The sequence below is a fragment of the Stenotrophomonas sp. AR029 genome (assembly GCF_047520695.2).
GTDB lineage: Bacteria > Pseudomonadota > Gammaproteobacteria > Xanthomonadales > Xanthomonadaceae > Stenotrophomonas > Stenotrophomonas sepilia.
In genome coordinates this window covers 831,633-855,942 of record NZ_JAXBQQ020000001.1, presented here as the reverse complement: position 1 = coordinate 855,942, position 24,310 = coordinate 831,633, and the positions used below count along the sequence as shown (strand labels likewise).

Annotated in this window: 22 protein-coding genes, 1 tRNA gene and 2 pseudogenes; 9 read left to right on the top strand and 16 right to left on the bottom strand. The window is 62.9% G+C overall.

Annotated features, from left to right (window positions below; genetic code table 11):
• Positions 1–41 precede the first annotated feature (41 nt).
• Positions 42–233, bottom strand: a pseudogene (locus tag ACM0PB_RS04050) (hypothetical protein); the annotation flags it as partial.
• Between the two features lie 23 nt (positions 234–256).
• Between ACM0PB_RS04050 and ACM0PB_RS04045 the strand changes: the two are divergent.
• Complete coding sequence (locus ACM0PB_RS04045; protein ID WP_414604369.1) at positions 257–397, top strand: hypothetical protein; 141 nt, start codon at positions 257–259, stop codon at positions 395–397.
• 259 nt (positions 398–656) lie between these two features.
• Here the strand turns inward: ACM0PB_RS04045 and ACM0PB_RS04040 are convergent, their stop codons facing one another.
• Entirely contained in the window at positions 657–911 is a 255-nt protein-coding gene (locus ACM0PB_RS04040) for a helix-turn-helix transcriptional regulator (RefSeq protein ID WP_414604368.1), read from the bottom strand.
• Between the two features lie 157 nt (positions 912–1,068).
• Here ACM0PB_RS04040 and ACM0PB_RS04035 point away from each other — a divergent pair, with 157 nt between their 5' ends.
• Together ACM0PB_RS04035 and ACM0PB_RS04030 are read left to right on the top strand one after the other, a co-directional pair.
• Positions 1,069–1,308: a hypothetical protein gene (locus tag ACM0PB_RS04035; RefSeq protein ID WP_248858416.1), complete on the top strand. Its 240-nt coding sequence runs from the start codon at positions 1,069–1,071 to the stop codon at positions 1,306–1,308.
• A gap of 51 nt (positions 1,309–1,359) precedes the next feature.
• A tRNA-Ile gene (locus ACM0PB_RS04030) sits at positions 1,360–1,452 on the top strand.
• 928 nt (positions 1,453–2,380) lie between these two features.
• On the opposite strand, the gene ACM0PB_RS04025 is transcribed toward ACM0PB_RS04030, so the two are convergent.
• From ACM0PB_RS04025 to ACM0PB_RS04015, 3 genes are all read right to left on the bottom strand, one after another.
• Positions 2,381–3,667, bottom strand: coding sequence for a hypothetical protein (locus ACM0PB_RS04025; protein WP_414604367.1), 1,287 nt, complete (start codon positions 3,665–3,667; stop codon positions 2,381–2,383).
• Positions 3,668–4,168: 501 nt separating this feature from the next.
• Entirely contained in the window at positions 4,169–5,785 is a 1,617-nt protein-coding gene (locus ACM0PB_RS04020) for a site-specific integrase (protein ID WP_414604366.1), read from the bottom strand.
• The gene (locus tag ACM0PB_RS04015; RefSeq protein ID WP_495495112.1) at positions 5,782–6,903 is read right to left on the bottom strand and encodes a tyrosine-type recombinase/integrase; all 1,122 of its coding nucleotides are present in this window, start codon (positions 6,901–6,903) and stop codon (positions 5,782–5,784) included. The genes ACM0PB_RS04020 and ACM0PB_RS04015 overlap by 4 nt, the downstream gene beginning before the upstream one ends.
• A 61-nt stretch (positions 6,904–6,964) precedes the next feature.
• Here ACM0PB_RS04015 and ACM0PB_RS04010 point away from each other — a divergent pair.
• Positions 6,965–7,567: pseudogene (locus tag ACM0PB_RS04010) on the top strand (ATP-binding protein); the annotation flags it as partial.
• A 124-nt stretch (positions 7,568–7,691) separates the two neighbouring features.
• Here ACM0PB_RS04010 and ACM0PB_RS04005 read toward each other — a convergent pair.
• Both ACM0PB_RS04005 and ACM0PB_RS04000 read right to left on the bottom strand, forming a co-directional pair.
• Positions 7,692–8,078, bottom strand: a complete 387-nt coding sequence (locus ACM0PB_RS04005) for a hypothetical protein (RefSeq protein ID WP_065179393.1) — start codon at positions 8,076–8,078, stop codon at positions 7,692–7,694.
• 177 nt (positions 8,079–8,255) lie between these two features.
• Positions 8,256–10,574 (bottom strand): TonB-dependent receptor, encoded by a 2,319-nt coding sequence (locus tag ACM0PB_RS04000; protein WP_414604364.1) that lies wholly within the window; start codon positions 10,572–10,574, stop codon positions 8,256–8,258.
• Between the two features lie 300 nt (positions 10,575–10,874).
• Between ACM0PB_RS04000 and ACM0PB_RS03995 the strand changes: the two genes are divergently transcribed.
• Positions 10,875–11,408 carry a hypothetical protein gene (locus tag ACM0PB_RS03995; protein WP_231109126.1) on the top strand — a complete coding sequence of 178 codons (534 nt, stop codon included), beginning with the start codon at positions 10,875–10,877 and terminating at the stop codon, positions 11,406–11,408.
• A 15-nt stretch (positions 11,409–11,423) separates the two neighbouring features.
• On the opposite strand, the gene yidA is transcribed toward ACM0PB_RS03995, so the two are convergent.
• Entirely contained in the window at positions 11,424–12,257 is an 834-nt protein-coding gene (gene yidA / locus ACM0PB_RS03990) for a sugar-phosphatase (RefSeq protein WP_414604363.1), read from the bottom strand.
• Between the two features lie 149 nt (positions 12,258–12,406).
• On the opposite strand from yidA, the gene ACM0PB_RS03985 reads away from it, so the two are divergent.
• Complete coding sequence (locus tag ACM0PB_RS03985; RefSeq protein ID WP_065179390.1) at positions 12,407–13,069, top strand: exopolysaccharide biosynthesis protein; 663 nt, start codon at positions 12,407–12,409, stop codon at positions 13,067–13,069.
• A gap of 87 nt (positions 13,070–13,156) precedes the next feature.
• On the opposite strand, the gene ACM0PB_RS03980 is transcribed toward ACM0PB_RS03985, so the two are convergent.
• The 3 genes from ACM0PB_RS03980 to ACM0PB_RS03970 form a co-directional block, all read right to left on the bottom strand.
• Complete coding sequence (locus ACM0PB_RS03980) at positions 13,157–14,467, bottom strand: PQQ-dependent sugar dehydrogenase (RefSeq protein ID WP_414604362.1); 1,311 nt, start codon at positions 14,465–14,467, stop codon at positions 13,157–13,159.
• Positions 14,460–14,900: a DUF2231 domain-containing protein gene (locus ACM0PB_RS03975; RefSeq protein WP_041863928.1), complete on the bottom strand. Its 441-nt coding sequence runs from the start codon at positions 14,898–14,900 to the stop codon at positions 14,460–14,462. Before ACM0PB_RS03975 ends, ACM0PB_RS03980 begins: the two co-directional genes overlap by 8 nt.
• Before the next feature lie 108 nt (positions 14,901–15,008).
• Positions 15,009–15,419, bottom strand: a complete 411-nt coding sequence (locus ACM0PB_RS03970; RefSeq protein ID WP_231112026.1) for a hypothetical protein — start codon at positions 15,417–15,419, stop codon at positions 15,009–15,011.
• 251 nt (positions 15,420–15,670) lie between these two features.
• Here ACM0PB_RS03970 and ACM0PB_RS03965 point away from each other — a divergent pair, with 251 nt between their 5' ends.
• Both ACM0PB_RS03965 and ACM0PB_RS03960 read left to right on the top strand, forming a co-directional pair.
• A complete protein-coding gene (locus tag ACM0PB_RS03965) occupies positions 15,671–17,437 on the top strand; it encodes a S8 family serine peptidase (protein ID WP_065186569.1) in 1,767 nt (588 codons plus the stop codon).
• The gene (locus tag ACM0PB_RS03960; protein WP_065197201.1) at positions 17,437–18,015 is read left to right on the top strand and encodes a DNA breaking-rejoining protein; all 579 of its coding nucleotides are present in this window, start codon (positions 17,437–17,439) and stop codon (positions 18,013–18,015) included. Before ACM0PB_RS03965 ends, ACM0PB_RS03960 begins: the two co-directional genes overlap by 1 nt.
• A 144-nt stretch (positions 18,016–18,159) precedes the next feature.
• Here the strand turns inward: ACM0PB_RS03960 and ACM0PB_RS03955 are convergent, their stop codons facing one another.
• Genes ACM0PB_RS03955 through cyoA form a run of 5 tightly spaced genes read right to left on the bottom strand, consistent with a single transcriptional unit; the run spans position 18,160 to position 22,705 of the window.
• Entirely contained in the window at positions 18,160–18,840 is a 681-nt protein-coding gene (locus tag ACM0PB_RS03955) for an SCO family protein (RefSeq protein WP_065197202.1), read from the bottom strand.
• Between the two features lie 11 nt (positions 18,841–18,851).
• Positions 18,852–19,184, bottom strand: coding sequence for a cytochrome o ubiquinol oxidase subunit IV (gene cyoD, locus ACM0PB_RS03950; protein WP_006399830.1), 333 nt, complete (start codon positions 19,182–19,184; stop codon positions 18,852–18,854).
• Between the two features lies 1 nt (position 19,185).
• Entirely contained in the window at positions 19,186–19,821 is a 636-nt protein-coding gene (cyoC, locus tag ACM0PB_RS03945) for a cytochrome o ubiquinol oxidase subunit III (protein WP_414604361.1), read from the bottom strand.
• Complete coding sequence (gene cyoB / locus ACM0PB_RS03940; RefSeq protein ID WP_065197203.1) at positions 19,818–21,794, bottom strand: cytochrome o ubiquinol oxidase subunit I; 1,977 nt, start codon at positions 21,792–21,794, stop codon at positions 19,818–19,820. Before cyoB ends, cyoC begins: the two co-directional genes overlap by 4 nt.
• Before the next feature lie 5 nt (positions 21,795–21,799).
• Entirely contained in the window at positions 21,800–22,705 is a 906-nt protein-coding gene (cyoA, locus tag ACM0PB_RS03935) for a ubiquinol oxidase subunit II (RefSeq protein WP_095378935.1), read from the bottom strand.
• 183 nt (positions 22,706–22,888) lie between these two features.
• Here cyoA and ACM0PB_RS03930 point away from each other — a divergent pair, with 183 nt between their 5' ends.
• Positions 22,889–24,304, top strand: a complete 1,416-nt coding sequence (locus tag ACM0PB_RS03930) for an aminotransferase-like domain-containing protein (protein WP_065179383.1) — start codon at positions 22,889–22,891, stop codon at positions 24,302–24,304.
• Positions 24,305–24,310 lie beyond the last annotated feature (6 nt).

The window sequence follows — 24,310 nt, the reverse complement described above, 5'->3', positions numbered from 1 at the left end:
GTATCCCTGGAGGAGCTTTCGGCCGGCCGGATCGAGACAGATTATCCCAGCTTTGGTCGAGAGCCGACGCTAGAAGTCGTGGTCGCGCTAGCAAGCATCCTGGGTCGGCTGATACCTGGGTTCTGTAGAGCGCGCAGATACCGACCAGTGACGCGAGAGCACACAGGTCGGGTCAGCAACTGAGCGGTGTTCTTCGCCAAGCCGCGATAGCGGACCTTGGTGTACCCGAACTGGCTCAGGTGTCAGCCGCGGCGCATTGTTTCATCATTTCTACAGCAAGCAGGACCTCATCGACGCTACCTTCGCCAGCTGGCTCCCAGGTTTCAACCTGGATGTGGAGCGGAGAATGCGTACCAACGGTCTCCTGGTACGGGGCCTTTACCGATGCCTACGTTGAACCCGTGGTCGAAGGCTGCAGACGGCACGATGTGGCCATGCTGTCAGCTCTACTCATTCACCTTGATCTTGAACAAGCATCAGCCTCCCAGTGGATCGACTGGATGAGAAAGAAACTGTCACTGGATCCCTCTGAGGCCGAGGATCTGGCGCTGAAGTCAGCCGCTCGGTCTGGCCGGCGCCGAGAGTGCGACGATGACGTCAGATGTGCCCCTATCTATCCTCGGATGCAACAGATCAGGGGCAAAATTCCGCGATCATCAGACCGAATCGGACTGGAGATCGGTTAGGAGGGCAAATGCGTCTTCCTTAGAGATTTCGAGCGCCCGGCATAGCTGAACAAATTCAATGATGTCGAGGCGGCGCGCTCCTGCTTCTACCGCCGACAGGGCCTGCTGGGACCAGCCCAGTGCCTTCGCGACCTCCGTCTGGCTTCTTGCAAGTGCCTCACGTCGTCGACGTAGGGCTTCGATCAGGCTTCTGTACTCGGCCTGGTAGATCGTTTTTCGGGCCATCGAACCATCGCCAAGCTTGGGCGATAGGTACGGTATGACTCACCTACCGATTACACGAAAATCATGTAGTATCAGGCCGGTCGGTCGAGCTAACCGCGTATGCTTGGCCGGCTTTGCGCTGGGGTATTGGGCGCATCCCGCCGGATTAGGAGACAAGATGATCGAAGTGATCTTGAGTTGGTCCGTTCGTGAGGTCCGGGATGGAGTATTCGGCCCGGAGGTTCAGGCCGTGACCGACTTCCGACTGGGCGTGGCGGAGCGCGACTCAGGCGCTGAGGCATTTAGGGATAGCCTCCTCCGACAGTTGTCGATCTATCTGGCCGAAACCGTGTTCCTGGATGTCGTCCGGGTTGCAGAGCTCAACCAGGATCTTCTCGCCAGCGAAGGTGCCCTATGAATGAGATCTTCTCTTCACACCACCGAATACGGAGGCATCGTCCGTTGACATGCCCCTGTAGCTCAATAGGTAGAGCAGCGGTTTTATAACCCGTCAGCGCCAGATAAGCGGCTTGTGTCGGTTCGAGCCCGACCGGGGGCACCATCCATCGCACGGACTTGTCGTCTCAACAACCTGTGCCAATCCCCTTGAGCGCCCGTCACTCAGCCGGAGCTAGCCTTTATGCGACGCATTGGTAGGCCGATCCCACTGGAACATCTCGCAATCGCGCGGCGAACGGTCCTCGCCACCCAATGGCCGACCGCAACCCAGGTCGAGCAAGCTCTTAGCAACGAGCGAGGCGGCCAAGCACCATCCGCTATTCGGTGGTTTCGTGAAGGAAGACTTCTGGCAGCCTATCTACCTGGCTCGGGCGGCAGCTGGCACTTTCCACCTTGGCAGTTCGGTTGCGATGGCAAGCCGGTCCAATACCTCGCAGAGATCCTTGAATCGATTCGGCACACCGGCCATTTTCTCGACGCCAATGGACGAACCACTGGCTGGGCAGAGATTGAATGGTTTCTCTCCGGCCATGCCCTTCTGGATGGGCGATCGCCCGCAGAGCTGCTCGCAACAATGCCCCACCAAGTCTTGAGCGCTGCGCTTACTGAATTCCAGTCAGAGAACTGACCAGGCATCGGCACAACGCTCCTCAGAATGTGGCTACAGGCTTGCCGAACCTCATCCTCGCCCCTTCTTCATTCGGAGTCGTTCAACCGTTGACTGCGCAAAGGCCAGCTCCTCACGGGCATCGTGCAGGGCCGCTGCCAGCTCACCACACAACGTGGTAAGAATCCCGACCTTCTCAACTTCGCGCCTGAGTCGCTCTCGAAGAAGATCGATCTTCAAGGCCACGTCCCTATCGCGCTTTTGCGGGTCTGAGAGCTCAGCAATCTTTGCAACCACGCATTGATGGGACCGATAGACGGACTGCCTCGAGATCCCACAGCCTTCTGCGACCGATCTAACTGATGGCCTTCTGCCACCCGCCCTCCAAGCCGCCAACTGCAGCTCGAACTCGGTCAAAAGACGCTCACGGTTCATCACTTCCCCCAATAGCAGAGAGAATCTTCACTGCCTGTGCCAATCTCTCAGCGGCGATCCTCCTGGACTGCGCCGGAGTTCCTCGAAACCTGGCGAACTCCTCCAAGTCAGCAACGCGCCGCCTCCACCACTCGGCATGCCGAGGCGTCGCTGCGAAGTTCAAGCAGCTCGCACAGGTAGTTGGAGTTCTATTCGCCTTGTTCGGTCCGTCTTCATTCCCCTCGCACTTCGATCGTTCTTGCCGGTAGAAGCAGTATCCCCAATCGCAAGGGCCCAGAACAACGCCGGCACCCAGCATTCGAAACACCTCCTTCTGGGTACTCGCGCGCGACAGTACAGCTTCAATCCTCTGCCTAGTCACCTCCATCACTTCAGCAGGGATATTCGTATGTACGGAATCAGAGCGCGCAAGATCCTCCATGGCCCTGATCACTTCTAAGCTGGATTCTTCGTTCAGTAGCTTGGTCAGCTCTGGGTCGCTGCCGACATAGTACGTATCAGTGATCTGCGCATCCAAGTGGCCGTACTGAAATGCGAGGGCGCCGAGACTGGAGCGATCTCGCCTTGCAACGAATCGGGCTAAGAACCTCCGGGTTTTCCGAAAAGTCAGGCGCTCCAGCGCCGCTCCTCCCTCAGGGCAAGACAGCAGAGCGAATTCTCTCACCCTGCATAGCAGCATCCAAGCCCATGCAACCTTGGATGGTGCGCGCGGCCGGCCACTTAGATACGGCTTTCTGCTCACCACTCGCGCCGCCAATAGCGCCTTAGTGCCGCTATTGGCCCGGCCTTCCGCGCCCAATAGCTCAATTGCCTCCACAGCAGCTTTGACCTCTGGGACGACTATCCAAGTGTGGGCACGCCCACTTTTGGCAAGAATTCCCTTGATGACCCAACTGCCGAACTCATCGTCGCCCTCTTTCTCAACACACCCGACACATAGTCGCTGCAACTCCGAAGTTCGCATAACCGAAAGAAGCGCAATCACCGCGATAGCGGCACCGATCACTGTCCCAATCATTCGCTCTTCGCTCAAACACGCGCGTTCTCCAAGCCTCTTCATGGCCTCAGAGCGAAAGCTAGGCCGATCCCCTACCCACTCTGAGTGCCAATGACGACATCCACGTCTGGCACTCCTGGTGGCCCGGGGTCCGGCGAACTTGCTGACGAGCCTAAGTACCTCCGGTGCGTCCTCCTGTACCACGACCAGTGCGTCCCTCAGCACCCTTAGAATCAGATCCTCGCCGAGAGCGTCAGTTCTGGCCTCATTCCCAGCCATCCTAATTCTCCTGCGCGATCGCTGCGCGACCGCAGAGCAGGCGGCACGTACCTCGGCAGAACAGCCAGTGTGTCCTCTTAGAAAATCCTCCACGTTCGTAGACCGACAGGCCTCCGCACGCGGCGTGATGCGCCTTCCCTTCTGAAATCCGACTACCTTGCGCCCCCAATACTCAATCAGCTCAGAATCAATATCTTTGGGCGACGCAGCGCCTTGTTCTTTACACCAGACAGCGAAAGACTTGATGGCGTAGAACCGCTCTCTCAACGTCAGTGGGATAGTTGACGCCCGTGGAACCAACCCTAGAAGAGTTCTGGCAAAGTAGTCCTTCGCGGAAGACCTCCAAGCGGAGGGAAACTTAAGGAAGTCTAAGCAGACCCTATGATAGGACTCACCAACAACGTACTGACGGAGCTCCCAGCAGCCATCTTCATACCGAACACCAAATTTGGCGAGATCGAAAGCAGCCTTCTCGGGCGCAGATCGGACCCTCTTCACAGATCACTCCATACTCAGCTGCGGGATCTTCAGAGCAAGCGGCCTCGCTACTTCAAGAACCCTTGCGGGAACCCTTTCCAGTAATGCCAGCAGAACCTGGTGTGTTGCCTCATAAGATGCCAGATAGCGTGCTCGGACATCGACTGATTTAGTTGTTTCCTTCTTCATTCGCTCTAGCGAACTCAGTGTCGCGAGCATCCTGGACACATGCTTCGGGCTGTCAATCACGACAACGCTATTGGGACATGTCGCGCACTGCAGGTACTGGAGACACTCCTTCCCAACAATTGACTGCTGCGCGACCCCAGAAGCCGGATCAGAGCACTGCAATCCCGTCACAGTTTCGTAACGCCGCGCAGCTGGACGCCTGGCCTCTTTCAGAACCTTGCCAATGAACGTCGCAACTTTCCTTCGGGCTTGCGACGAGGGAGGATGCTGACTCAGATACCGCTGCGTTGTCCTAGGATCGCTGTGCTGCATCTTCCTCTGTATGGACTCAATCCCAACACCGGATGTACTCAGAGCTTCTGCACCAGACGCGCGAATGTCGACGAAGTTGAAGTCCGGAAGAGCATACTCCTTAATGAATTCGGCTAGCGCTTCGTGCCAGCACTGGGCAACAGGCGTCCTTGCTTCCGACCCAAACGGGCTGATGAACAAGCGTGTTGCAAAGTCGCCAGAAATGGGGCGTAAGGCGCGCGTCCTTAGGGTGATATCTTCTACCAGAGCAGGAACTGAGTAACGTCCATCTGCACTCACGTCTAGCACCTGCTGCCGCCCGGCCCTGTACTTGTCCCATATGACACGCCTTTTCAACGGGTCAACCGGGTGCCCTTCAACACAGTCCACAGAGATCTCCATTGCCGACTGAGGATTAGCGAGTGTCTGGCACATCAGACAAATGAGATATGGGATGAAATCACGTGCATCCAGGACGACGTATCGACGAACCTCCCTGTACCGGCAACTGTGCTGAATCAAGCCAATCTTTGTCAGCCGATGCTTGGCTAGCACTCCTCGCTGCAACCCCTTCTGGATGCCCACCAATGTGGCAACGTCACGGTCAGAGAGTTCCTCACATTCACCAGTTCTGATCGCGGTCTCGCCAACCGCTAATCGTCGACGCACCCGATCAATGCCCTTCTTACTAGCTGACAAGATCATAGATAGGTCGCTGACAGACAGCCTGATACTGCGCACAGACTTCGCCTCTCGCGTCAATCCGCAAGGACCAGAATCAACATTCATCCATACAATTGTGTTTGCGGTGTCGTTCAGCGACAGCCATCTATAGATTGCTGCGATAAAGTTGTAGTGAGAGATGGCCGTTGACTGGCGAACTTTATTAGCCATATCGCGGAGGAAGTCCTTGATGACTGATTGAGACTTCATCGCCGCATCCGGGTTATGCTGAGTCGTCAAGTATCTGCAGTACTTTCTTACCGAAGCCCAAGCTTGCCTCCTGCTTTCGGACCTGTAGGTCGCCGTCAATGCCTGGAACGACTTTGCTAGATGCGATGCATTCGTTGGCTTGAGGCCCAACAAGCTGAAGTCGTATGAGTCCACCTCACGCCCCGGGATGTCGCTCACAAACCTGATGACTAGGGTGTCATTCTTCATTCAAGGCTCTCCTGCACTTCGATCAGCGCTCGCAGCACTCCGAGGTCCATCGCTTTAACGGTCTCCAGGTACAGCTCTGTCGTCGCAGGACTGGAGTGACCAAGAATGTGCTGCAGAACTTTAGTCGGATTTATTCCGACACCATTCGCCGCACATCGCTCGAGGGCAGCGTTCATGTGAGCGGCAAAGGTATGACGTGCAGAGTGAGGTGACGCGTTTACGCCAGCCAGCATTGCGGCACGTCGAAATGCGCTGTAGTACGAGCTTGAAGTGGCAGGCATCCCCTTTTCATTGACGAAGAGGTGACCGGTTTCTATTCGCGTCCTCGACAGAAGCCTCGGCCTAACCGTTTCAACGTAGTCCCAAGTCGCACTCATTAGAGCTCTGGTAACAGGGACATCTAGCGGCTTCCCTCCCTTTACTATCAGCCTTATGTAGGCAATTTCTTCGAATTCCTCGGGGAGTTGCGCGATAGTCAAATTTGCAACGTTGGTCCGCCTAAGTCCCGTGGCTACGCACCACTTGAACATCAGCGAGTAGGGAAGCTTCAGTCCAGCAGAGATCCGCTGAGCATCTTGGGCGGAGAGCGCCTTCGGAGCCTTCTTGTAGGCTTTGGCGGCTGCCACTTTCGATGCCGCATGCAGAAACCTATCAATCGGATATCGGTCGATCTCTTCCGAAGGATGATGGAGGCGCCATCTGGTCCAATCCGCCAGGAAGGCATAGAAGTCTCTGACAATTGCAGTTCTTAGATTGACTGTAGCGTTTGAGGCAGGATGCCGTCGCCCGATTCCCTGTGCCATGGACCTCCTGAAATCACTCAGCGCCACTGGAGGTGGCCTAGTCCAGTCCACATCCTGAGTCTCAAGGTGCTGTAACCAGTCCTTCAATCCTTCGGCATAGGTCTGGAGCGTCCTCCGACGATCCCGAGCACTATCAATCCGGTACTTCTCCAAGAGATAGCAAAAGCAGGCCCAATTTAGCTTTCCCTCACCATCGATGAGCAATGGAAAGCCTTCAGGAAGCCTGCTTGCTATGTTGGCCCCCAGTTGGGTACCGCCAGGAAGAAACCGACTGAACACGCTGGGATCACGCACCTTCACTGTCAGCAAAAGCATAGGATGATCTCCCCAGTGGAGTCCCACGGATATAGTGTAGCCGGGTGACATGACACAGGATGATCTAATACCAGAGTGGAACCGCAGTGCGTTGGAAACCCTGCGAGAGCCGCTGGAATCCGGCCACATCCGCATCGCCCGCGCGGCACGCAGCGTGCAGTATCCGGCGCGATTCCAGCTGGTGGCGGCGATGAATCCCTGCCCCTGTGGCTGGGCCGGCGACCGCAGTAACCGCTGCCTGTGCAGTGATGAGCGCATCAACCGCTACCGTGCGCGGGTTTCTGGCCCGCTGCTGGACCGCATCGACCTGCATATCAGTGTGACGCGCATGGATGCCGTGGAGCTGCGGGAGAGCACGCCACTGGGTGAGCCCAGTGCTGCGGTACGTGCACGGGTGGAAGCCGCCCATGCCCGGCAGCAGGCGCGTGGCGGGCTCAATGCGCATCTGCCGCCAGCGGCGCTGCGAGCCTGTACCCGACTCAGCGAGGCAGATCAGGACATGCTGGAGCAGGCCATCGAGCGTCTGCAGCTTTCCGCACGTGCGATGCACCGGATTCTGCGCGTGGCGCGCACGATTGCGGATCTGGCGGGTTGTGAAACGATCCACACGGCGCATCTGGCTGAGGCGATTGGCTATCGGCAGTTGGATCGGGGAAAGCCTTAGAAATGACGGTCGGGTTGGCTATTGGTAGAGTCGACCGTTGGTCGACTCTCGCGCGAAGCGCGGCCTTCTGAGAGGTAGATGCGAAGAGCGGTCGACTAACAGTCGACCCCACCAAGGGCAGGCATCAGGCTGCCGAATGCAACCGTCCCCGCTTCGCCAGCAGCGCCACCCGACGGCTGACCAGCGCGTGCAGCTCCGCCAGCTCCGACGCCCGGCCAGCCGTCATGTTGTCGCCGAACAGCACCCGCGACAGCCCCGCCGCGTCGCTGTCCTCCGGGTGCTGCCAGCGGTCGCGATATACCTTCTGGCACACCAGCCAGGCCTGCGGCAGCCCACCGCCGGGTAGCGGGCGGACCACGCGTTCGTAGACGTGCCAGAAGTGGTACTCGGCCTGCAGGTCGATCACAGGTGCCACGGACGGCGCCTGCCGGGGCCGTCCTGGGCCTCGGATGCCGAACAACCGGGTTGGCGGGGTCTGCTGTGCCATGCGCACAGGATGACCCAGCAACATTGTGGGAACCTTGCGTCGCCGCCAGAATATCCCTGTTGATTGCGCAAGGCGGGCTTCAGGGCGGGCTTCGGGGTCAGAGCCCTTTGCCGTGCAAAGGGATCTGACCCCCGATCACGGGATGGCTGCGGGGTCGGATCCCTTTGCGCAGCAAAGGGCTCTGACCCCGCCCTCGTCGCCTCAGAACGCCATCGAGGTACTGAACATCAGCTGCCGTGGCGCGCTGCGCTGCAGGGTCTGGTAATCCCCCGAGAACGACGAGCCGGCGATGGTGGCGGTGCCGATGTTGTGGCGGTTGAACAGGTTGCTCACGTCCAGCCGCAGCTCCAGGCCGGGCACGGCGCTGTCCGCACCGAAGCGGTAAGCGGCGTAGGTGTTGACCTGCCAGAACGTGGGCACGCGGATGTCGTTCTCGTAGGTGAAGGGCTGGCGCAGGTACGAGGTGCTGGTTGCACCAAAGCGCCAGTCACCGAAGTGGGCGGACAGGTCGCTGACCAGCGAGATCTGCGGGTAGCCCGGCTGGGCGTTGCCCTTGATCGGGTACACCGTGTCATCCACCACGAAATCGCTGTCATAGTACGAACGGGCCACGGCCACGCCCTGGTAGAACTGCAGGTGGTCGGTCAGGTCGGCGGTGATGCCGAGGTCGGCACCGATCACGTGCATCTTCGGCATCAACCGCACGGTGTTGATCTGTGCGAACTGGGTGCCGATGGCAGCCGACAGCAGGCGGTTGCGGATGTCGTTGTAGAACACGTCGCCGGTGATCGTCAGCCGGTCGAAGCGATGCGATGCACCCACGGTGAGGTTCCAGTTCTTTTCCGGACGCAGGGTACCCGCTACGCGGTCGAACTCTTCCTGGTCGGTGATGGTCCACGCCGAGGCGGTGTAACCGATGTTGCCGCGCTGAGCGACGCGATAGCCGTTCATGGTATTGGCCAGGTCGATGAAGGCATCGGTGGATTCGGTCGGGCTCCAGAACAGCGAGACATGCGGCAGGAAGTTGCTCTTCGCGCGCAGCGTGCCGTTCACCGGCCGGTCCTTGGCATCGCCGAGGCCGCCGCCGCGGGTGCGGAAGTCCACGGCCTTGAAACCAACGCCCAGCTTCAGCGTGTCGTTCAACACGATGTCGTCCTGCAGGTAGAACTGGCGCGAGCGGGTCACCCAGCTCGATGCGTTGTCGGTCTTGAACGCGGGACCATACACATCGAACGGGCCGGTGGCCTTCAGCGGCGGGCCCTCGCCCAGCAGTGGCTGCGGGTACCACTCGGTCTTGGCGGCGGCCTTGCTCTTCTCCTGCCAGAAGCCGGCGGTGAAGGTGTGCGCGCCGGTCTCGAACTGCAGGTTGACCATGCCACCCAGCCGGTTGAGGCGCGGTGTCTGCACCTGTTCGGAGAACGGCGCACCGTTGGGCGATGGCACGGTCGGGTCGGTCAGCGTGGCCTGGGTGTGGCTGTTGGCGTTGTACAGCTGCACGTTGCCACTCAGCGCCGGGGTGATCTGGAAGCGATGGTTGATCGATGACACGCGGTCGCGGGTGATCTGGCCGGTGTCGTACGGAATCAGTTCGGAAAGCTCGCCGCAGGTGTAGGCGCCGCAGGACTTGTCTGCATTCTCCGGCGAGGCCACGTACCACGCCCACGCATAATCGGGATAGAAGATGTCGGCCTTCCAGCCCAGTTTGCGGATCATGTCGAAGGAGATGTTGTTGTAGCCCCAGACCTTGGCCTTGCTGTCGGACAGGAACACGGTGACATCGCCCCAGGCGACGTCCTGCTGCAACTTGAGGTCGCCGCGCAGGAAGTTCTGCGTGCCCTCGCCCTGGTACTTGTCGGCAGACACGCGCTGCAGGTCGACCAGTACTTTCGGGCCCTGCTCGCCGAGCTGGCCGCTCTGCCCGGATACGGTGGTGACCAACGTGCTGTTGCTGCCCACGCCCTGCTTCAAGCGCAGGCTGGGCGTGTCCTGCAGGTCGCGCAGGCGGTATTCCAGGCTGCCGCCGTTGACGCTGCTGGAGAACACGCTGACCGGTGCGCCGCCAGGGCTGACCGTGATAGCGCCGATGCCGTCGGGCACGCCCACGTTCACCACGCTGGTGCCGGTGAGCGAGAGGAAGCCGTTGTCGTTCAGCGGCACGCCTTCGAAGGTGATGCCCATTTCATTCATGCGGAAGCCGCGCACGAACAGGCTGGTGGCCGAGATATCCAGGCCCAGCCCATCGGTGGCAGTGTAGCTGGCGCCCGGTACCTGCCTCAGCATCGCCAGGCCGTTGTTGCCGGTGACCATCGCGTCCAGGTCTTCGGCCTTGATGATGTAGCGGTTGGGGCCGACCACCTGGGTCGGTGCCACGGCCGCACCGCGCGGTGTGGCGATAACCTGCAGGGCATTGAGCGTGGTGGGCGTGTCGTGCGCGGCATCGTGCGTTTCTGCGGCGTACGCAGGGGCGGTGATGGCCGCGATGATCGCCAAGGCAAGGCGTGTCGTGGGTGGGGTGTTCATGGCAGCAGATCCAGGGTGCAGGGAGAGAGCGGCGCAGGCGCACGCCCAGCGCGTTGCAGCGCCGGTGTCGGCGCCCTGGCTGGCAGTGCGATTGCGTTGAGGGGGTAACAGCGCGGTGCGCGCCGGTCAGCAGATGAAGACGATCATCTGCCGCAGGATTCGATGGCGTGATTTCGACGTGCGGAATTCTTGCATCGCGCTGCCGCATCCGCCATTGCGCCGTGGTACAGCGCGGCTATACGCAGGTATCGTCCTGTCCGGTATCTTCAGATACCCGATTCCGGATTGGCAGGAGCCTTGATGATCCGCTGGACCACCTGGAAAGTAATAGCCATCGTTGGCGTGACGCTGCTTTCGTGCATGGAAACTGCGCAATCGCACGACAGAGTTGAAGTGCGTTCCCCACAGCGTCTGGATGCCCTGATCGACGCGCTGGTCACCACGCCGTCGCCGATCAGCCCGGCCCAGTTGCATGAGCTGGGCATCATCGCGCCGTTTTCCTTTGAGAAGGATGCAGGACCGCGCATCTACCGGTCACAGCCGATGCTGACCGCCGATGGCTATGCCATCGACAATGTGGAGTATCGCGTGATACGCGGCAAGGACGATGACATCCGCCTCCTGTTCGTCACGTTCGTGGATACGCCATGCTTCCCACTGGAGCGGTTGGCTAAGCGTTACACCCTGCAGCCATTCATCTATCCACCCAGCCATGGTGCGCCATTGATCGCGCGGAACCACGAGCAGCACCATTCGCTCACCGTAGGAGCGCAGGAGATCATCGTCCGCAGCCAGCGCGATGCTCCGCACTGCGTGCTGGGCCTGAGGCGCTGAGCGCCGCTTGGCGCCTCAACGCAATACGTAGGTCTCAATGGCGCGCGCCACGCCGTCATCAGCATTGCTGCTGGTCTCAAACCGCGCCACCGCCTTCACCGCGTCGATGGCATTGCCCATTGCCACGCTGGTACCGGCGTACTGCAGCATCGTCAGGTCGTTCTCCTGGTCGCCGATGGCCATCACATTGGCGCGGTCGATGCCCAGGTGCTCGGCCAGCTTCTGCAGGCTCGGTCCCTTGCCGGCGCGGTGGTCGAACACTTCCAGGAAGAACGGTGCACTCTTCAGTACCGCGAAGCGCTCGGTCAGTTCGCTGGGCAGGCGCGCGATGGCGGCATCCAGCACGTCCGGCGCGTCGATCATCATCAGCTTGATGAAGGACATCGATGGGTCCATGTCCTCCACGCGACGATACGACAGCGGCATCCGCGAAAGATGCGAGTCGGCTACGGTGTAGTAGCTGATGTCCTGGTTGGGCGTGTACATGCGCTGGCTGTCCAGTGCCTGGAAGTGCACGCCCAGGTCGCGGGCCACCTGCTCGCAGAACAGGAAGTCGTCGAAGCTGAGCGGATATTCGACCACGGTTTCGCGCGTGCCGATGCGCTGCACCAGGCCGCCATTGCAGGCGATGCAGTAGTCGTCGTTGCCGGTGATGCCCAGCTCGTGCAGGTACGGCGCCAGGCCCGGAACCGGGCGGCCACTGGTCAGCACGATGTGCACGCCCAGCGCCCGCGCCTGCGCGATGGCCTTCCTGGCGTGGGAGGTGAGCTGGTGCGACGGGTCCAGCAACGTGCCATCCATGTCGATGGCGACCAGTTCGATGGTCGATTGCCGGCGGCCCATGTCCATTGCGTTCAACTCGTGCGGGGCACGCCAGTTTACCCCCTCATGCCCGGTTCACCTCTTTGCCCACGTTGGCCGGGATACTGCGGGAGCCTGTGCGTCCCCCACCGCAGGACGGCCCCTTGACCGCCCTTCCCTGGAGAACCTTGCGACGCATGACCTACCGTGCCCCTGAAACCAATGACAGCGCGCCCCTGGCCCAGCAGATCGAGCAGATGATCGACGAGCTGCCCGGCGACCAGGTGAGCGTCGGCACCCTGCTCAGCGCGCTGGGCGATGAGGGCCTGCTGCTGATCGTGATCCTGCTCTCGGCCATCTTCATCATTCCGGTGTCGATTCCCGGGCTGAGTACGGTGTTTGGCGCCTCGATCCTGCTGATCGGCCTGAGCCGGGTGCGCAACCGCCCGCTGCGGGTGCCACAGAAGCTGGCCCGCCGCGAGATCGCCACCGACAAGCTGAAGGCCAACCTCGGCCGTGCGCTGAAATGGGTGCACCGCATGGAGCGGCTGTCGCGGCCGATGCGGCTGGCGGTGATGGTGCGCTCGAAGAAGATGATGCGCCTGAACAACCTGATGCTGGTGTTCGCGACCCTGCTGTTGATGGCGCCGGCCGGGCCGATACCCTTCAGCAACACGCTGCCGGCGCTGGCGCTGATGTCCTTCGCCATCGGTTTCATCCAGCGCGATGGCGCGGCGGTGGCGGCCGGTTATGGCTTCGTGGTGGCCACAGTGGTGTATTTCGGCGTGCTGCTGGGCGGCGTGGGGTTTGCTGCGGAATCGGTGTTCAGCGGGTTCCGCAGCAGTACTGCGGAACTGTAGAGCCGAGCCCATGCTCGGCTGCTCTTCGACCTGTACGCGAAACCCCGCGCTGCGCGCGTAAGCCGAGCATGGCTCGGCTCTACAGAACTACCTGGCCGACACCCGCCACACCACGTCGCCCACGTCGTCGGCCACCAGCAGCGCGCCCTCGGCGTCCATGGCCATGCCCACCGGTGCGCCCATCAGGGTCTTCTCGTCCTTTGAGGCGAAGCCGCTCACCACGGTCTGCGGGCGCCCGGTCGGCTTGCCGTCCTTGAACGGTACATACACCACTTCGTAGCCGCTCAGCGGCGAGCGGTCCCAGCTGCCGTGCTCGCCGATGAAGGCGCCGCCGTGGTACTGCGCCGGCAGTGCCTGTCCGGTGTAGAACAACAGGCCCAGGGGTGCCACGTGCGAGCCGATGGCGTAGTCCGGCACGATTGCCTTGGCCACCAGGTCCGGCCGCTGCGGCTGCACGCGTTCGTCCACGTGCTGCCCGTAGTAGCTGTAAGGCCAGCCGTAGAAGCCATCTTCCTTCACCGAGGTGAGGTAGTCAGGCACCAGGTCGGCACCGATCTCGTCGCGTTCGTTTGCTACCGCCCACAGCTTCCCGGTACTCGGCTCCCAGTCCAGCCCGGTCGGGTTGCGGATGCCCGAGGCGTAGATGCGGCTGCCGCGGGTGGCCACGTCCACTTCCAGCACCACCGCACGGCGGTATTCGACGGCCAGGCCGTTCTCGGTGATGTTGCTGTTGGAGCCCACGCCCACATACAGCTTGCGGCCATCACGGCTGGCCAGCAGTTCCTTGGTCCAGTGGTGGTTGATGGTGCTGGGCAGGTCGGTGAACTCGCGGCCCTTGTCCGACATGCGGGTTTCGCCGGGCACGTAGTGGTACTGCATGATGTTGCCGGTGTTGGCCACGTACAGCGTGTCGCCGATCAGCTGGATGCCGAACGGCGAATGCAGGCCCTCGATGTAGACATGCTGGGTCCACGTGTTCGTTCCCGGCGTGCGGCGCAGCAGGGTGACCCGGTTCCCGCCCCTGCCGGCCTTGCCCGAGCGCGCTTTGACCTTGCCGGCAATCCACTGCTTGGGCGTGGTGACCGGTTCTTCACCGGGGCCGTTGCCTTCCACCACCAGTACATCGCCATTGGGCAGGGTCAGCAGGCGCCGCGGATGCTGCAGGTTGGCGGCGATGCGCTCGATCTTCAGGCCCTCGGCCACCGTGGGGGTCTGCCCATCAGTCCAGCCGACGCCCTTGGGCACCTGCATCGGCGGCATCAGGAAGTTGGCCGGCTTGGGCAGCGGCGGCTGCGGGCCCGACTGATCGGCGGGATGGTATTCAGCCTTGCCGGCGCAGGCCGACAGCATCACGGCCAGCGCCAGGGCGCCCACGGTGGGCAGGATGTGCTTAGCCATGACGACCTCCCTGCAGCACCGGCGGCTGCAGTGACAGCAGTATCAGTCCCAGGGCGATCAGGGCCACGGTCAACGCCGACAGGATCGTGCCCGGCACCGCAACGGCGTACGCGTCGCGGCTGTGCACGAAGGCGTTCCAGATGGCCAGCACCACCGCGACCAGGTTGAGGAAGAAGTCGATGCGGTCGATGCGGGTGGCGGTACCGTTGCGGCGCCAGACCGCGAAGAGGTTGATCAGGCGCGGCACGATGGCGATCAGCAGGCCGAAGGTGATCAGCCAGGCAGCGGCCTTGCCCCACATCACCTCGGCGCTGTTGAGATAGATCGCGTCGAAGATCAGTGCGCCGACGAAGAAGCCGAAAGGTATCGGGTTCAACAGGCTGAACAGCGTGGTGCCGAGGCCGCGATGGGCCTGGGCGAGCGGATTGACCATCATCGTGCTCCGTGCGGAAGGGTGCACGGGCTGTAGTAGCACAGCGCGATGTGAGGACGCGCGATGATGCCCCGGCGGGGCTGCCACACCCTCCGCGCAGGCACCGCGCTAAGTGGATTCGTCCTCGCGCACCTCGTGGAAGGGCAGCATCGTCTCGAAGCCGAATTCGTGTTCCATGCTGGTGCGGACCAGGCCGCCGATGGCGTAGCGGCTGGTGTTGGCGTGCACGTCTATGCCACCAGGCCGCCACTCGGTGCGCAGATGCAGCGTCTCTGCGCGTCGCATGACGATCCGTTCCTCCTGCAGCAGCGCGCGACGATGCTTCTTCATCAACAGGCGCAGCGGTTTCACCGTGGTGATGCCGAAGGCTGCCAGCTCGGGCAGCAACTCGCTGATATCGGCATCGTCGCCATAGTCGTGGCTGCGCGTATGCACGGACAGCACCACCTTGCGGATGACGGCAACCGAGAGCGGGGTCTGGTCCACGCGCGCACGGGCACGCTGGCGTGCCTTCTTCATGTGTGACTTCACCTGCATGCGATTACCCACGTTCCCCGTACCTCGAAGCAAGCACGCGATGATGGCGTGAAGGCATTCGAGTGCCCCGTCATAACTTGACGTACTAAGTGTTTGTGACGCAATTGGCACATTCGCACATTGCGGGTGTGAAGAGGTAGGGGGTTGTTCGTTGTGTCGCGTTTGGCTCGTTGCGATGGGGCAGTTCCGCCCCGCCGTCCTGCCATGCCGATTCACAACAGAAGGATTCGTGTATGAAGCGACACACGCAACGCACCGCGCCACCGCGCTCCGCGCGCCTGGCCCTCGCCACTGCCTTGGTACTGGGCAGCCTGGCCGTCACTGCCCAGGCCCAACAGGCCGATCCACTGGCGGCAATACAGTGGCACCTGCTCAACACCGGGCAGACGGTCCCGGCTGACACGCTGCCGGTGGCCGGCAACGATCTGAACGTGGATGGCCTGTTCCGCAACGGCATCCGCGGCCAGGGCGTCACCATCGCCATCGTCGATGACGGCCTGCAGATCGCGCATCCGGACCTGGCGGCCAACGTGGCCGCGGTGGCCGGCAAGAACTTCACCAATGGCTCGAACAACCCCACCCCGACCAACCCGGATGTCGACAACCACGGCACCATGGTCGGTGGCATCGCCGGCGCGGTGGGCGCCAACAACCTGGGCGTGCGCGGTGTGGCCCCGGCGGCGACGTTGAAGGGCTTCAACCCGATTTCGCGCTCGGCCCTGGGCAACCAGCAGAGCAACATTGAGTACGCCTGGTGGGACGGCGCGGAATCGGTCGACGTGCAGGTGTTCAACAACAGCTGGGGCGCCGGCCCGGGCAATCCAAACCTGCCGCTGGCGTACAGCGAAAACACGATTCGTTCGTACGAGCAGGCACTGTCGGGCACGCGCGGTGGCCGCGGCGGCATCTACGTGAAGTCGGCCGGCAACAACTTCAACAATGCCTCGATCAGCCAGACCCAGGATGTCTGCACCACCGACACCAAGAACCGCAACACCGGCTGCGTGCCGGCCGGCCGTGATCCGCGCAACAACCTGTTCAACGTGATCACCGTGGGCGCGGTGCGCGCCGATGGCGTGCGCTCGTCTTACTCCTCCACCGGCTCGGCCTTGTGGGTGTCGGCCTTTGGTGGTGAGTACGGCCTGCAGGCACAGTTTGCGCCCGGCCTGGTGGCGCGCGCGTACGACCCGGCCATCGTCACCACCGACGTGACCGGGTGCGCGCAGGGCAGCAACAAGAACACCAACCGCCAGAACACCCTGGACAGCAACCTGTCGGCCATCGACAGCACCTGCAACTACACCGCCAAGATGAACGGCACTTCGGCGTCGGCGCCGATGGTATCGGGCGTGGCGGCACTGGTGCTGGAAGCCAATCCGAACCTGTCCTATCGCGATGTGAAGTACATCCTGGCCACCACCGCCACGCGCAACCACCCGAACCAGCCGGCGGTGACGCTGGCCGACGGGCGCACGCTGGTGCCGGGCTGGACGGTGAATGCCGCCGGCCGTGCCTACAGCAACTGGTATGGCTTCGGCGTGGTCAACGCTGCACGTGCAGTGCAGGTGGCCGAGAACTTCCAGTCGCTCGGTGCGCTGGTCGACAGCGGCTGGCGCACCACCACGCGTACCGTGGCCATCGGCAATACCTCGGCCGCCGCCGCACGCCTGACCTTCCAGTTGGCCAACGGCGCGCGCAACATCGAAAGCGTGCAGCTGGGATTCCGGGTCAACCACCGCAACACGCGCCAGCTGCAGTTCGTGCTGGTGTCGCCCAGCGGCACCCGCAGCGTGGTGCAACCGGCGTTCACCGCGATCGGCTCGGGCACGGGTGGCGCGCAGAGCAATTTCACCAGCTGGGACCTGCTGTCCAGCAATGCCTTCCTGGATGAGAATGCCAGCGGCACCTGGACGCTGGAAGTCACCGACATGGGGCAGGCCGCGACCGCTGCATCGCGCGGCAACCTCGAATTCTTCAAGATCCGCGTTCTGGGGCACTGATGATGAAGACCACCATTCTGTTGAGCACGCTCGCCTTCGCGGCGATGACCTCCCCTGCCTGGGCACAGAGCTCGGGGCAGACTCCTCCGGCCAGGACCCTGTCGACCGTGGATGCGCAGGAACTGAAGGCGTCCGCTACCGGCCGCGCGTTCGATGTAGGCGGCACGCGTTTCCAACTGTCCCCCTCGGCCACGGTGAAGCAGGCCAGCGGCGGCCAGTTCACGATCACCCCGCAGGCGGCGGCGACCACCAGCTCGCGTACCAGGCGTTCGCTGGATGGCGCAGCGGCGGCACCTGCTGATGCCGGTGCCGGCAAGTTCGCGGCGGCGGTCTCCCGTGACGGCGCGCCGGTGGTGGCGACGTCGCGGGTCAAGGTGTTCTTCACCGATGCAGCATCGGCCCAGCGCGCAGCCGCCGCCACTGGCGGTACCGTGGTGAAGGTCTCCAGGGCTTCAGGCCAGGCCATCGTGGAGTACCCGTCGGTGAACGCGGCGCTGGATGCGACCACCAGGCTGCTGTCCACCGCCGGTATCCGCGCGACCGAGCCGGACGTGGTGCAGTGGGAAGAGACCAAGTAAGGCGTTGAGTGGTGCCCCTGGCCGATTGGCTCTCCTGGCCGGCCGGGGGATTGGTGTCAGGGTGTGCCGACCAACGGTCGGCACCCACCGGACTCATGCATCACGTGTCGACCAAGGTCGGCACCCACCGCGGTAGAGGTGGCGTCAGCGGGCGGCGAGTGTGCCGCTGTGCTTGAGGTGGCAGCTGGCCAGTGCGTCGTTGCCGGCGGCCGGGTGGCCGGGTTCGAGCAGCAGGCGCTGCACGTCGGAGAACAGCTTGTCCACCGGCATGCCGTATGGCGCGAACAGGCGCAGGCGGCCCTGGCGGTCGAACACGTAGCCACCGGCGATGTGGCTCATGGTGTAGGTATCCGGTACCTGGCCGGGCTCCTTTTCGTAGAACGCCTTGAAGTCGCTGGCCATCGCCGCCAGCTGTGCTTCGTTGCCGACCAGCGCGATTGCCTTGGGATCGAAGGCTTCCACATAGGTGCGCGCAACCTCCGGCGTATCGCGCGCCGGGTCGACGCTGACGAACACCACCTGCAGCTGGTCGGCATCCCTGCCCATCAGGTGCTTGACCTGGCTCAGCTCGACCATGGTGGTCGGGCACACGTCCGGGCAGCTGGTGAAGCCGAAGAACAGATAGGTCACCTGGCCCTCCAGGTCCTTCGGGCCACGCACGGTGCCGTGGCTGTCGGGCATCGACCACTGTTGGCCAAGTTCTTCGCAGGCAATGTCCTTGGAATAGAAGTCCATGCGCGACTGCGCACTACAGCCGGCCAGCAGGCCGAGCAGCAGGCCTGCGGCCAGCCGCAGGCCACGATGGGGGAACGCAATGCCGTTCACGGTTCGCAGGCTTAGTTGATCATCATGTGGTAGTGCATGCTCCAGATGATCCAGACCGACAGCGCGACGACGATGAACAGGATCACCAGGGTGAACACGAAGCTGGCCAGGTTCCACCCGCCTTCGGACTTGCGGTCCATGTGCAGGAAATAGACCAGCTGCACCAGGATCTGTGCCACCGCGAAGCCGACCAGCAGGAACAGCGTGAGCGGCCGCGACAGCACCGGGTTCATCACCAGCGCGAACGGCACCACGGTCAGCAGCGCGCACAGCACGAAACCGATCAGGTAGGACTTGGTGGAGCCGTGCGCATTGCCGGCGCGCGAGGTTTCGACGTGGGCCATGTCAGAAGGCTCCGATCAGGTAGACGAAGGTGAAGACGCAGATCCACACCAGGTCCAGGAAGTGCCAGAACAGGCTCAGGCACGAAACGCGGGTGATGTTGGTCGGGGTCAGGCCACGGCGGTAGACCTGGTGCATGACCACCGCCATCCAGATCAGGCCGCTGGCGACGTGCAGGCCGTGGGTGGCGACCAGCGCAAAGAACGCCGACAGGTAGGCACTGGTGCTCGGGCCTGCGCCTTCGTGGATCAGGTGCGAGAACTCGTAGATTTCCATGCCGATGAACGAGGCACCGAGCACGAAGGTCACGCCCAGCCAGCGCAGCACCGCCGACGCATCGTGGCGATGCATCGCCAGCACGGCCTGGCCGTAGGTGATGCTGGACACAAGCAGCAGGAAGGTCTCGGCCATCACGAACGGCAACGAGAACAGCTCATTGCCGGTGGGGCCGCCGGCATAGGCGGTGCTGAGCACCGCATACGAGGCGAACAGCGAACCGAACAGCACCAGGTCGGACATGAGGTAGACCCACATGCCGAACACCTTCATGCCGCCCTGCTCGTGGCTGTGGTCGTGTTCGTGATGGTCCTCGTGTGCCTGCGTGTCGGTGGCCAGCTCGGGGCGGGTCAACAGGTTCATGCGCGTACCTCCTTCAGCTTGGCAAGGTTGGCTGCTTCGGTGCGCGCCACCTCTTCGGAACTGACGTAGTAGTCCACGTCCTCGTCGTAGGACCGCACGATCAGGGTGACGATCATCGCGATGAAGCTGGCCGCGGCCATCCACCAGATGTGCCAGACCAGGGCGAAGCACAGCACCAGGATCCAGATGTTGAGGATCACCGGTACGCCGGTGTTCTTCGGCATGTGGATCGGCGCGTACTTCTTCGGCGGCGGCGGCAGGCCGCGCTTCTTCGCTTCATGGAAGGCGTCCAGCTCGTCGGCCTTGGGCACCACGGCGAAGTTGTAGAACGGCGGCGGCGACGGCGTGGCCCATTCCAGCGTGCGTGCGTTCCACGGGTCGCCGGTCAGGTCCAGGTTGCGCTTGCGGTCGCGCACGCTCACGTAGATCTGCACCAGCATCAGGATGATGCCCGCGAACACGAACAGCGCGCCGATGAAGGCGGCGATCAGGTACGGCGTCCACGCCGGGTTGTCGTACTGGTTCATGCGGCGGGTCATGCCCATGAAGCCCAGCATATACAGCGGCATGAAGGCCAGGTAGAAGCCGATCACCCAGCACGCGAACGACCACTTGCCCAGGCGCTCGTTGAGGGTGAAGCCGAACACCTTCGGGAACCAGTACGCGAAGCCGGCCAGGTAGCCGAACAGCGCGCCACCGATGATGGTGTTGTGGAAGTGCGCAACCAGAAACAGGCTGTTGTGCAGCAGGAAGTCCGCTCCCGGAATGGCCAGCAGCACGCCGGTCATGCCACCGATGGTGAAGGTGACCAGGAAGGCAATGGTCCACAGCATCGGCACACTGAACTCAACGCGGCCACCGTACATGGTGAACAGCCAGGTAAAGATCTTCACGCCGGTGGGAATGGCGATGATCATCGTCATGATGCCGAAGAAGGCGTTGACGCTGGCACCGGAACCCATGGTGAAGAAGTGGTGCAACCAGACGATGAACGACAGGATGCCGATCGCCAGCGTTGCACCGACCATCGACTTGTAGCCGAACAGCTTCTTGCGCGCGAACGTGGCGGTGACTTCAGAGAAGATGCCGAACGCCGGCAGCACCAGGATGTACACCTCCGGATGGCCCCAGGCCCACACCAGGTTCACGTACATCATCGGGTTGCCACCCAGCGTGTTGGTGTAGAAGTTGAAGTCCAGGTAGCGGTCCAGGGTGAGCGCGCCCAGCGCCACGGTCAGGATCGGGAAGGCGGCGATGATGATCACGCTGGTGACCAGCACGGTCCAGGTGAACACCGGCATCTTCATCAGAGTCATGCCCGGCGCACGCATGCGCAGGATGGTGATGAACAGGTTGACGCCGGTCAGCAAGGTGCCGATGCCCGAGGCCTGCAATGCCCAGATGTAGTAGTCCACGCCCACGCCTGGACTGAACTCGATGCCCGACAGCGGCGGATAAGCCACCCAGCCGGTCATGGCGAATTCGCCAACGCCCAGCGAGATCATCATCAGCGCGGCGCCGACCACGAAGATCCAGAAGCTGAAGGCGTTGAGGAACGGGAACGCCATGTCGCGTGCGCCGATCTGCAGCGGCACGATGATGTTCATCAGGCCGACCACGAACGGGGTGGCCACGAAGAAGATCATGATCACGCCGTGTGCGGTGAAGATCTGGTCGTAGTGCTCCGGTGGCAGGAAGCCGTCACTGCCCGGCCCGGCCGCGGCCAGCTGCGCGCGCATCATCAGCGCGTCGGCGAAGCCACGCACCAGCATGACCAGCGCCACCACCACGTACATGATGCCGATCTTCTTGTGGTCCACGGTGGTGAACCAGTCACGCCACAGCGGGCCCCACAGCTTGAAGTACGTCACTGCGCCAAGCAGCGCGAGGCCACCCAGCACCATGGCCACCAAGGTGACCACGACGATCGGCTCGTGCAGCGGCACGGCCTCCCACGTCAATTTACCCAACATGTTCGTTACTCCTGGGAAACCTGGGCACCGCCGGCAGCGCCCGCCGGGGTAGCCGCAGCGGTGTTCTCACCGACGCCGATGAACTGGTCGATGACCTTCTTGAACAGCAACGGTTCAACACTGGAGAAGTGCTGCACCGGTGCGTTCTTCGACGGCGCGGCCAGCGCCTTGAACTGGTTGAAATCCAGCGCCTGTGGCGCGCTGCGTACCTCGGCCACCCAGCGCTCGAAGTCCTCGTTGCTGCTGGCGGTGGCAATGAACTTCATGTTCGAGAAGCCATGCCCGCTGTAGTTGCCGGACATGCCACGGAACTGGCCAGGCTCGTTGGCGATCAGGTGCAGCTGCGTGCGCATGCCCGCCATCGCGTAGATCTGCCCACCCAGCTGCGGGATGAAGAAGGTATTCATCGTCGAGTTGGAGGTGATGTTGAACGCCAGCGGGCGGTTGGCCGGGAAGTTGAGCTGGTTGACCGTGGCGATGCCCAGGTCCGGGTATACGAACACCCATTTCCAGTCGGTGGCGATCACGTCCACGTGCAGCGGTTCACCGGCCACGTCCAGCGGCTTGTACGGGTCCAGTTCGTGGGTCGACTTCCACACGATCACCGCCAGGCCGGCAATGATCAGCAGCGGCACGCCCCAGACCACGATCTCCACCTTGGTGGAGTGCGACCAGTCCGGCGTGTATTTCGCTTGGGTGTTGCCGGCGCGGAAGCGCCAGGCGAATACGAAGGTCAGCACAATGGCCGGTATCACCACGATCAGCATCAGGCCGATGCAGATCAGGATCAGGTCGCGCTGGGCGAGCCCGACCATGCCCTTCGAATCCAGCAGCACCCAGTCACAGCCCGACAGGCCGACGCAGGCCAGGGCGACCAGCGCCAGGCGGATGCGGTTCCAGCAGATATTCATTGGAGGTCAACCCTGTTGAAGAAGCGCGCTTGACCGGCTCGCCTGCGCGCAGCGCCCGGGCGTGGAGCGGCTACACTGTGGGTACGAGGTCGCCTACAAGAGGGCGAACCACTCCAATCAAGCCCATACAAAATACATCATTGTATGGAATTGTGCATCTGCACGTATGGAAAAGCCTGACCGATGACGCCACCTGCCGCCGGCCGCCGCCTGAAACACCCCAATCGCACCTGGGTTCGCCCCTTCCGCGAGGGCGCAGGCCCGCTGTACCTGCAGATTGCCCAGCAGGTGCGCGAGGCGGTGGATGACGGCGTGCTGCGCCCGGGCGACCGCCTGCCGCCGCAGCGCGACCTGGCCCAGCAGGTGGGCGTGGACCTGACCACGGTTACCCGGGCGTTCGCCGAGCTGCGCCAGGCCGGCCTGCTCGACGCGCAGGGCGCCGGCGGCACCTTCATCGCGCTGTCGGCCGGCAACCGCAGCACCTCGGTGGACCTGAGCATGAACATCCCGCCGCTGCTGGGCAGTGCGCCGTTCGCGCAGGGTATGGAGGCCGGTTTCCAGCACGTGGGCCAGCAGCTGGGCCAGGGCGAACTGATGAGCTACCACGTCGGCGCCGGTACCCGCGAGGACCGCGCCGCCGCGGTGCAGTGGCTGGCGCCGATGCTGGGCACGGTGGGCGCCGACCAGGTGGTGATCTGTCCCGGTGCGCAGACCGCGCTGTGTGCACTGATCCTGGCCTGCACCCAGCCGGGCGAGCTGATTGCCGCCGAGCAGCTGACCTACCCGGGCCTGCTGGCCGCCGCGCGCGTGCTGCAGCGGGGTGTGGTGCCGGTGGCGATGGACGCCGAAGGCATGCTGCCCGATGCGCTGGAAGAAGCCTGCCAGCTGCGCCGCCCGCGCCTGCTGTACCTGGTACCGACCATCCAGAACCCGACCACGGCAACGATGTCGGCACAACGCCGGCAGGCCCTGTTGGCGGTCGCCAAGCGCCACGATCTGACCGTGATCGAAGACGATCCCTACTGGTTGCTGGCCGGGGACGCCGCACCGCCGCTGGCCGCCCACCGCGACGCCGGCTGCCCGGTGTATTACATCTCCACCCTGTCCAAGTGCCTGGCACCGGGCCTGCGCACCGCCTACCTGGTGGTGCCGGCCGGCGAACCGATGGAACCGGTGCTGGACGCCCTGCGTGCGATCGCGCTGATGCCGACCCAGTCGATGGTGGCGGTGGCCTCGCAGTGGATCCGCAGCGGCAAGGCCCAGGACATGGTGCAGCGCTTCCAGCAGGAGCTGCGCGAGCGCCAGGCGATTGCTGCGCAGTACTTGCCGTCCCGTGCCCAGGCCCATCCGGCCGGCCTGCATGTGTGGCTGCCGCTGCCGCCACGGCTGGACCAGTACCGGCTGATCCAGGCCGCGCAGGAACAGGGGCTGGGCATCGCCAGTTCCGACGCCTTCAGCGTGGAAGAACCGCCTCCGGGCAACGCGATCCGCCTGTCACTGGGCGGCGCGGTCGACCAGGGCGCGCTGGCCGGGGCCCTGGCCAAGCTGAATGAAATCCTGTCTGAAGCCCCCGAGGCCCGGCACAACGCCATCGTCTGAACCGGA

Bases quoted from the DNA above. Each gene is read 5' to 3' on its own strand.
- ACM0PB_RS04040 (WP_414604368.1), bottom strand. From the start codon at position 911: ATGGCCCGAAAAACGATCTACCAGGCCGAGTACAGAAGCCTGATCGAA.
- ACM0PB_RS04035 (WP_248858416.1), top strand. From the start codon at position 1,069: ATGATCGAAGTGATCTTGAGTTGGTCCGTTCGTGAGGTCCGGGATGGA.
- ACM0PB_RS04025 (WP_414604367.1), bottom strand. From the start codon at position 3,667: ATGGCTGGGAATGAGGCCAGAACTGACGCTCTCGGCGAGGATCTGATT.
- ACM0PB_RS04020 (WP_414604366.1), bottom strand. From the start codon at position 5,785: ATGAAGAATGACACCCTAGTCATCAGGTTTGTGAGCGACATCCCGGGG.
- ACM0PB_RS04015 (WP_495495112.1), bottom strand. From the start codon at position 6,903: ATGCTTTTGCTGACAGTGAAGGTGCGTGATCCCAGCGTGTTCAGTCGG.
- ACM0PB_RS04005 (WP_065179393.1), bottom strand. From the start codon at position 8,078: ATGTTGCTGGGTCATCCTGTGCGCATGGCACAGCAGACCCCGCCAACC.
- ACM0PB_RS04000 (WP_414604364.1), bottom strand. From the start codon at position 10,574: ATGAACACCCCACCCACGACACGCCTTGCCTTGGCGATCATCGCGGCC.
- ACM0PB_RS03995 (WP_231109126.1), top strand. From the start codon at position 10,875: ATGATCCGCTGGACCACCTGGAAAGTAATAGCCATCGTTGGCGTGACG.
- yidA (WP_414604363.1), bottom strand. From the start codon at position 12,257: ATGGACATGGGCCGCCGGCAATCGACCATCGAACTGGTCGCCATCGAC.
- ACM0PB_RS03985 (WP_065179390.1), top strand. From the start codon at position 12,407: ATGACCTACCGTGCCCCTGAAACCAATGACAGCGCGCCCCTGGCCCAG.
- ACM0PB_RS03980 (WP_414604362.1), bottom strand. From the start codon at position 14,467: ATGGCTAAGCACATCCTGCCCACCGTGGGCGCCCTGGCGCTGGCCGTG.
- ACM0PB_RS03975 (WP_041863928.1), bottom strand. From the start codon at position 14,900: ATGGTCAATCCGCTCGCCCAGGCCCATCGCGGCCTCGGCACCACGCTG.
- ACM0PB_RS03970 (WP_231112026.1), bottom strand. From the start codon at position 15,419: ATGAAGAAGGCACGCCAGCGTGCCCGTGCGCGCGTGGACCAGACCCCG.
- ACM0PB_RS03965 (WP_065186569.1), top strand. From the start codon at position 15,671: ATGAAGCGACACACGCAACGCACCGCGCCACCGCGCTCCGCGCGCCTG.
- ACM0PB_RS03960 (WP_065197201.1), top strand. From the start codon at position 17,437: ATGATGAAGACCACCATTCTGTTGAGCACGCTCGCCTTCGCGGCGATG.
- cyoD (WP_006399830.1), bottom strand. From the start codon at position 19,184: ATGGCCCACGTCGAAACCTCGCGCGCCGGCAATGCGCACGGCTCCACC.
- cyoC (WP_414604361.1), bottom strand. From the start codon at position 19,821: ATGAACCTGTTGACCCGCCCCGAGCTGGCCACCGACACGCAGGCACAC.
- cyoB (WP_065197203.1), bottom strand. From the start codon at position 21,794: ATGTTGGGTAAATTGACGTGGGAGGCCGTGCCGCTGCACGAGCCGATC.
- cyoA (WP_095378935.1), bottom strand. From the start codon at position 22,705: ATGAATATCTGCTGGAACCGCATCCGCCTGGCGCTGGTCGCCCTGGCC.
- ACM0PB_RS03930 (WP_065179383.1), top strand. From the start codon at position 22,889: ATGACGCCACCTGCCGCCGGCCGCCGCCTGAAACACCCCAATCGCACC.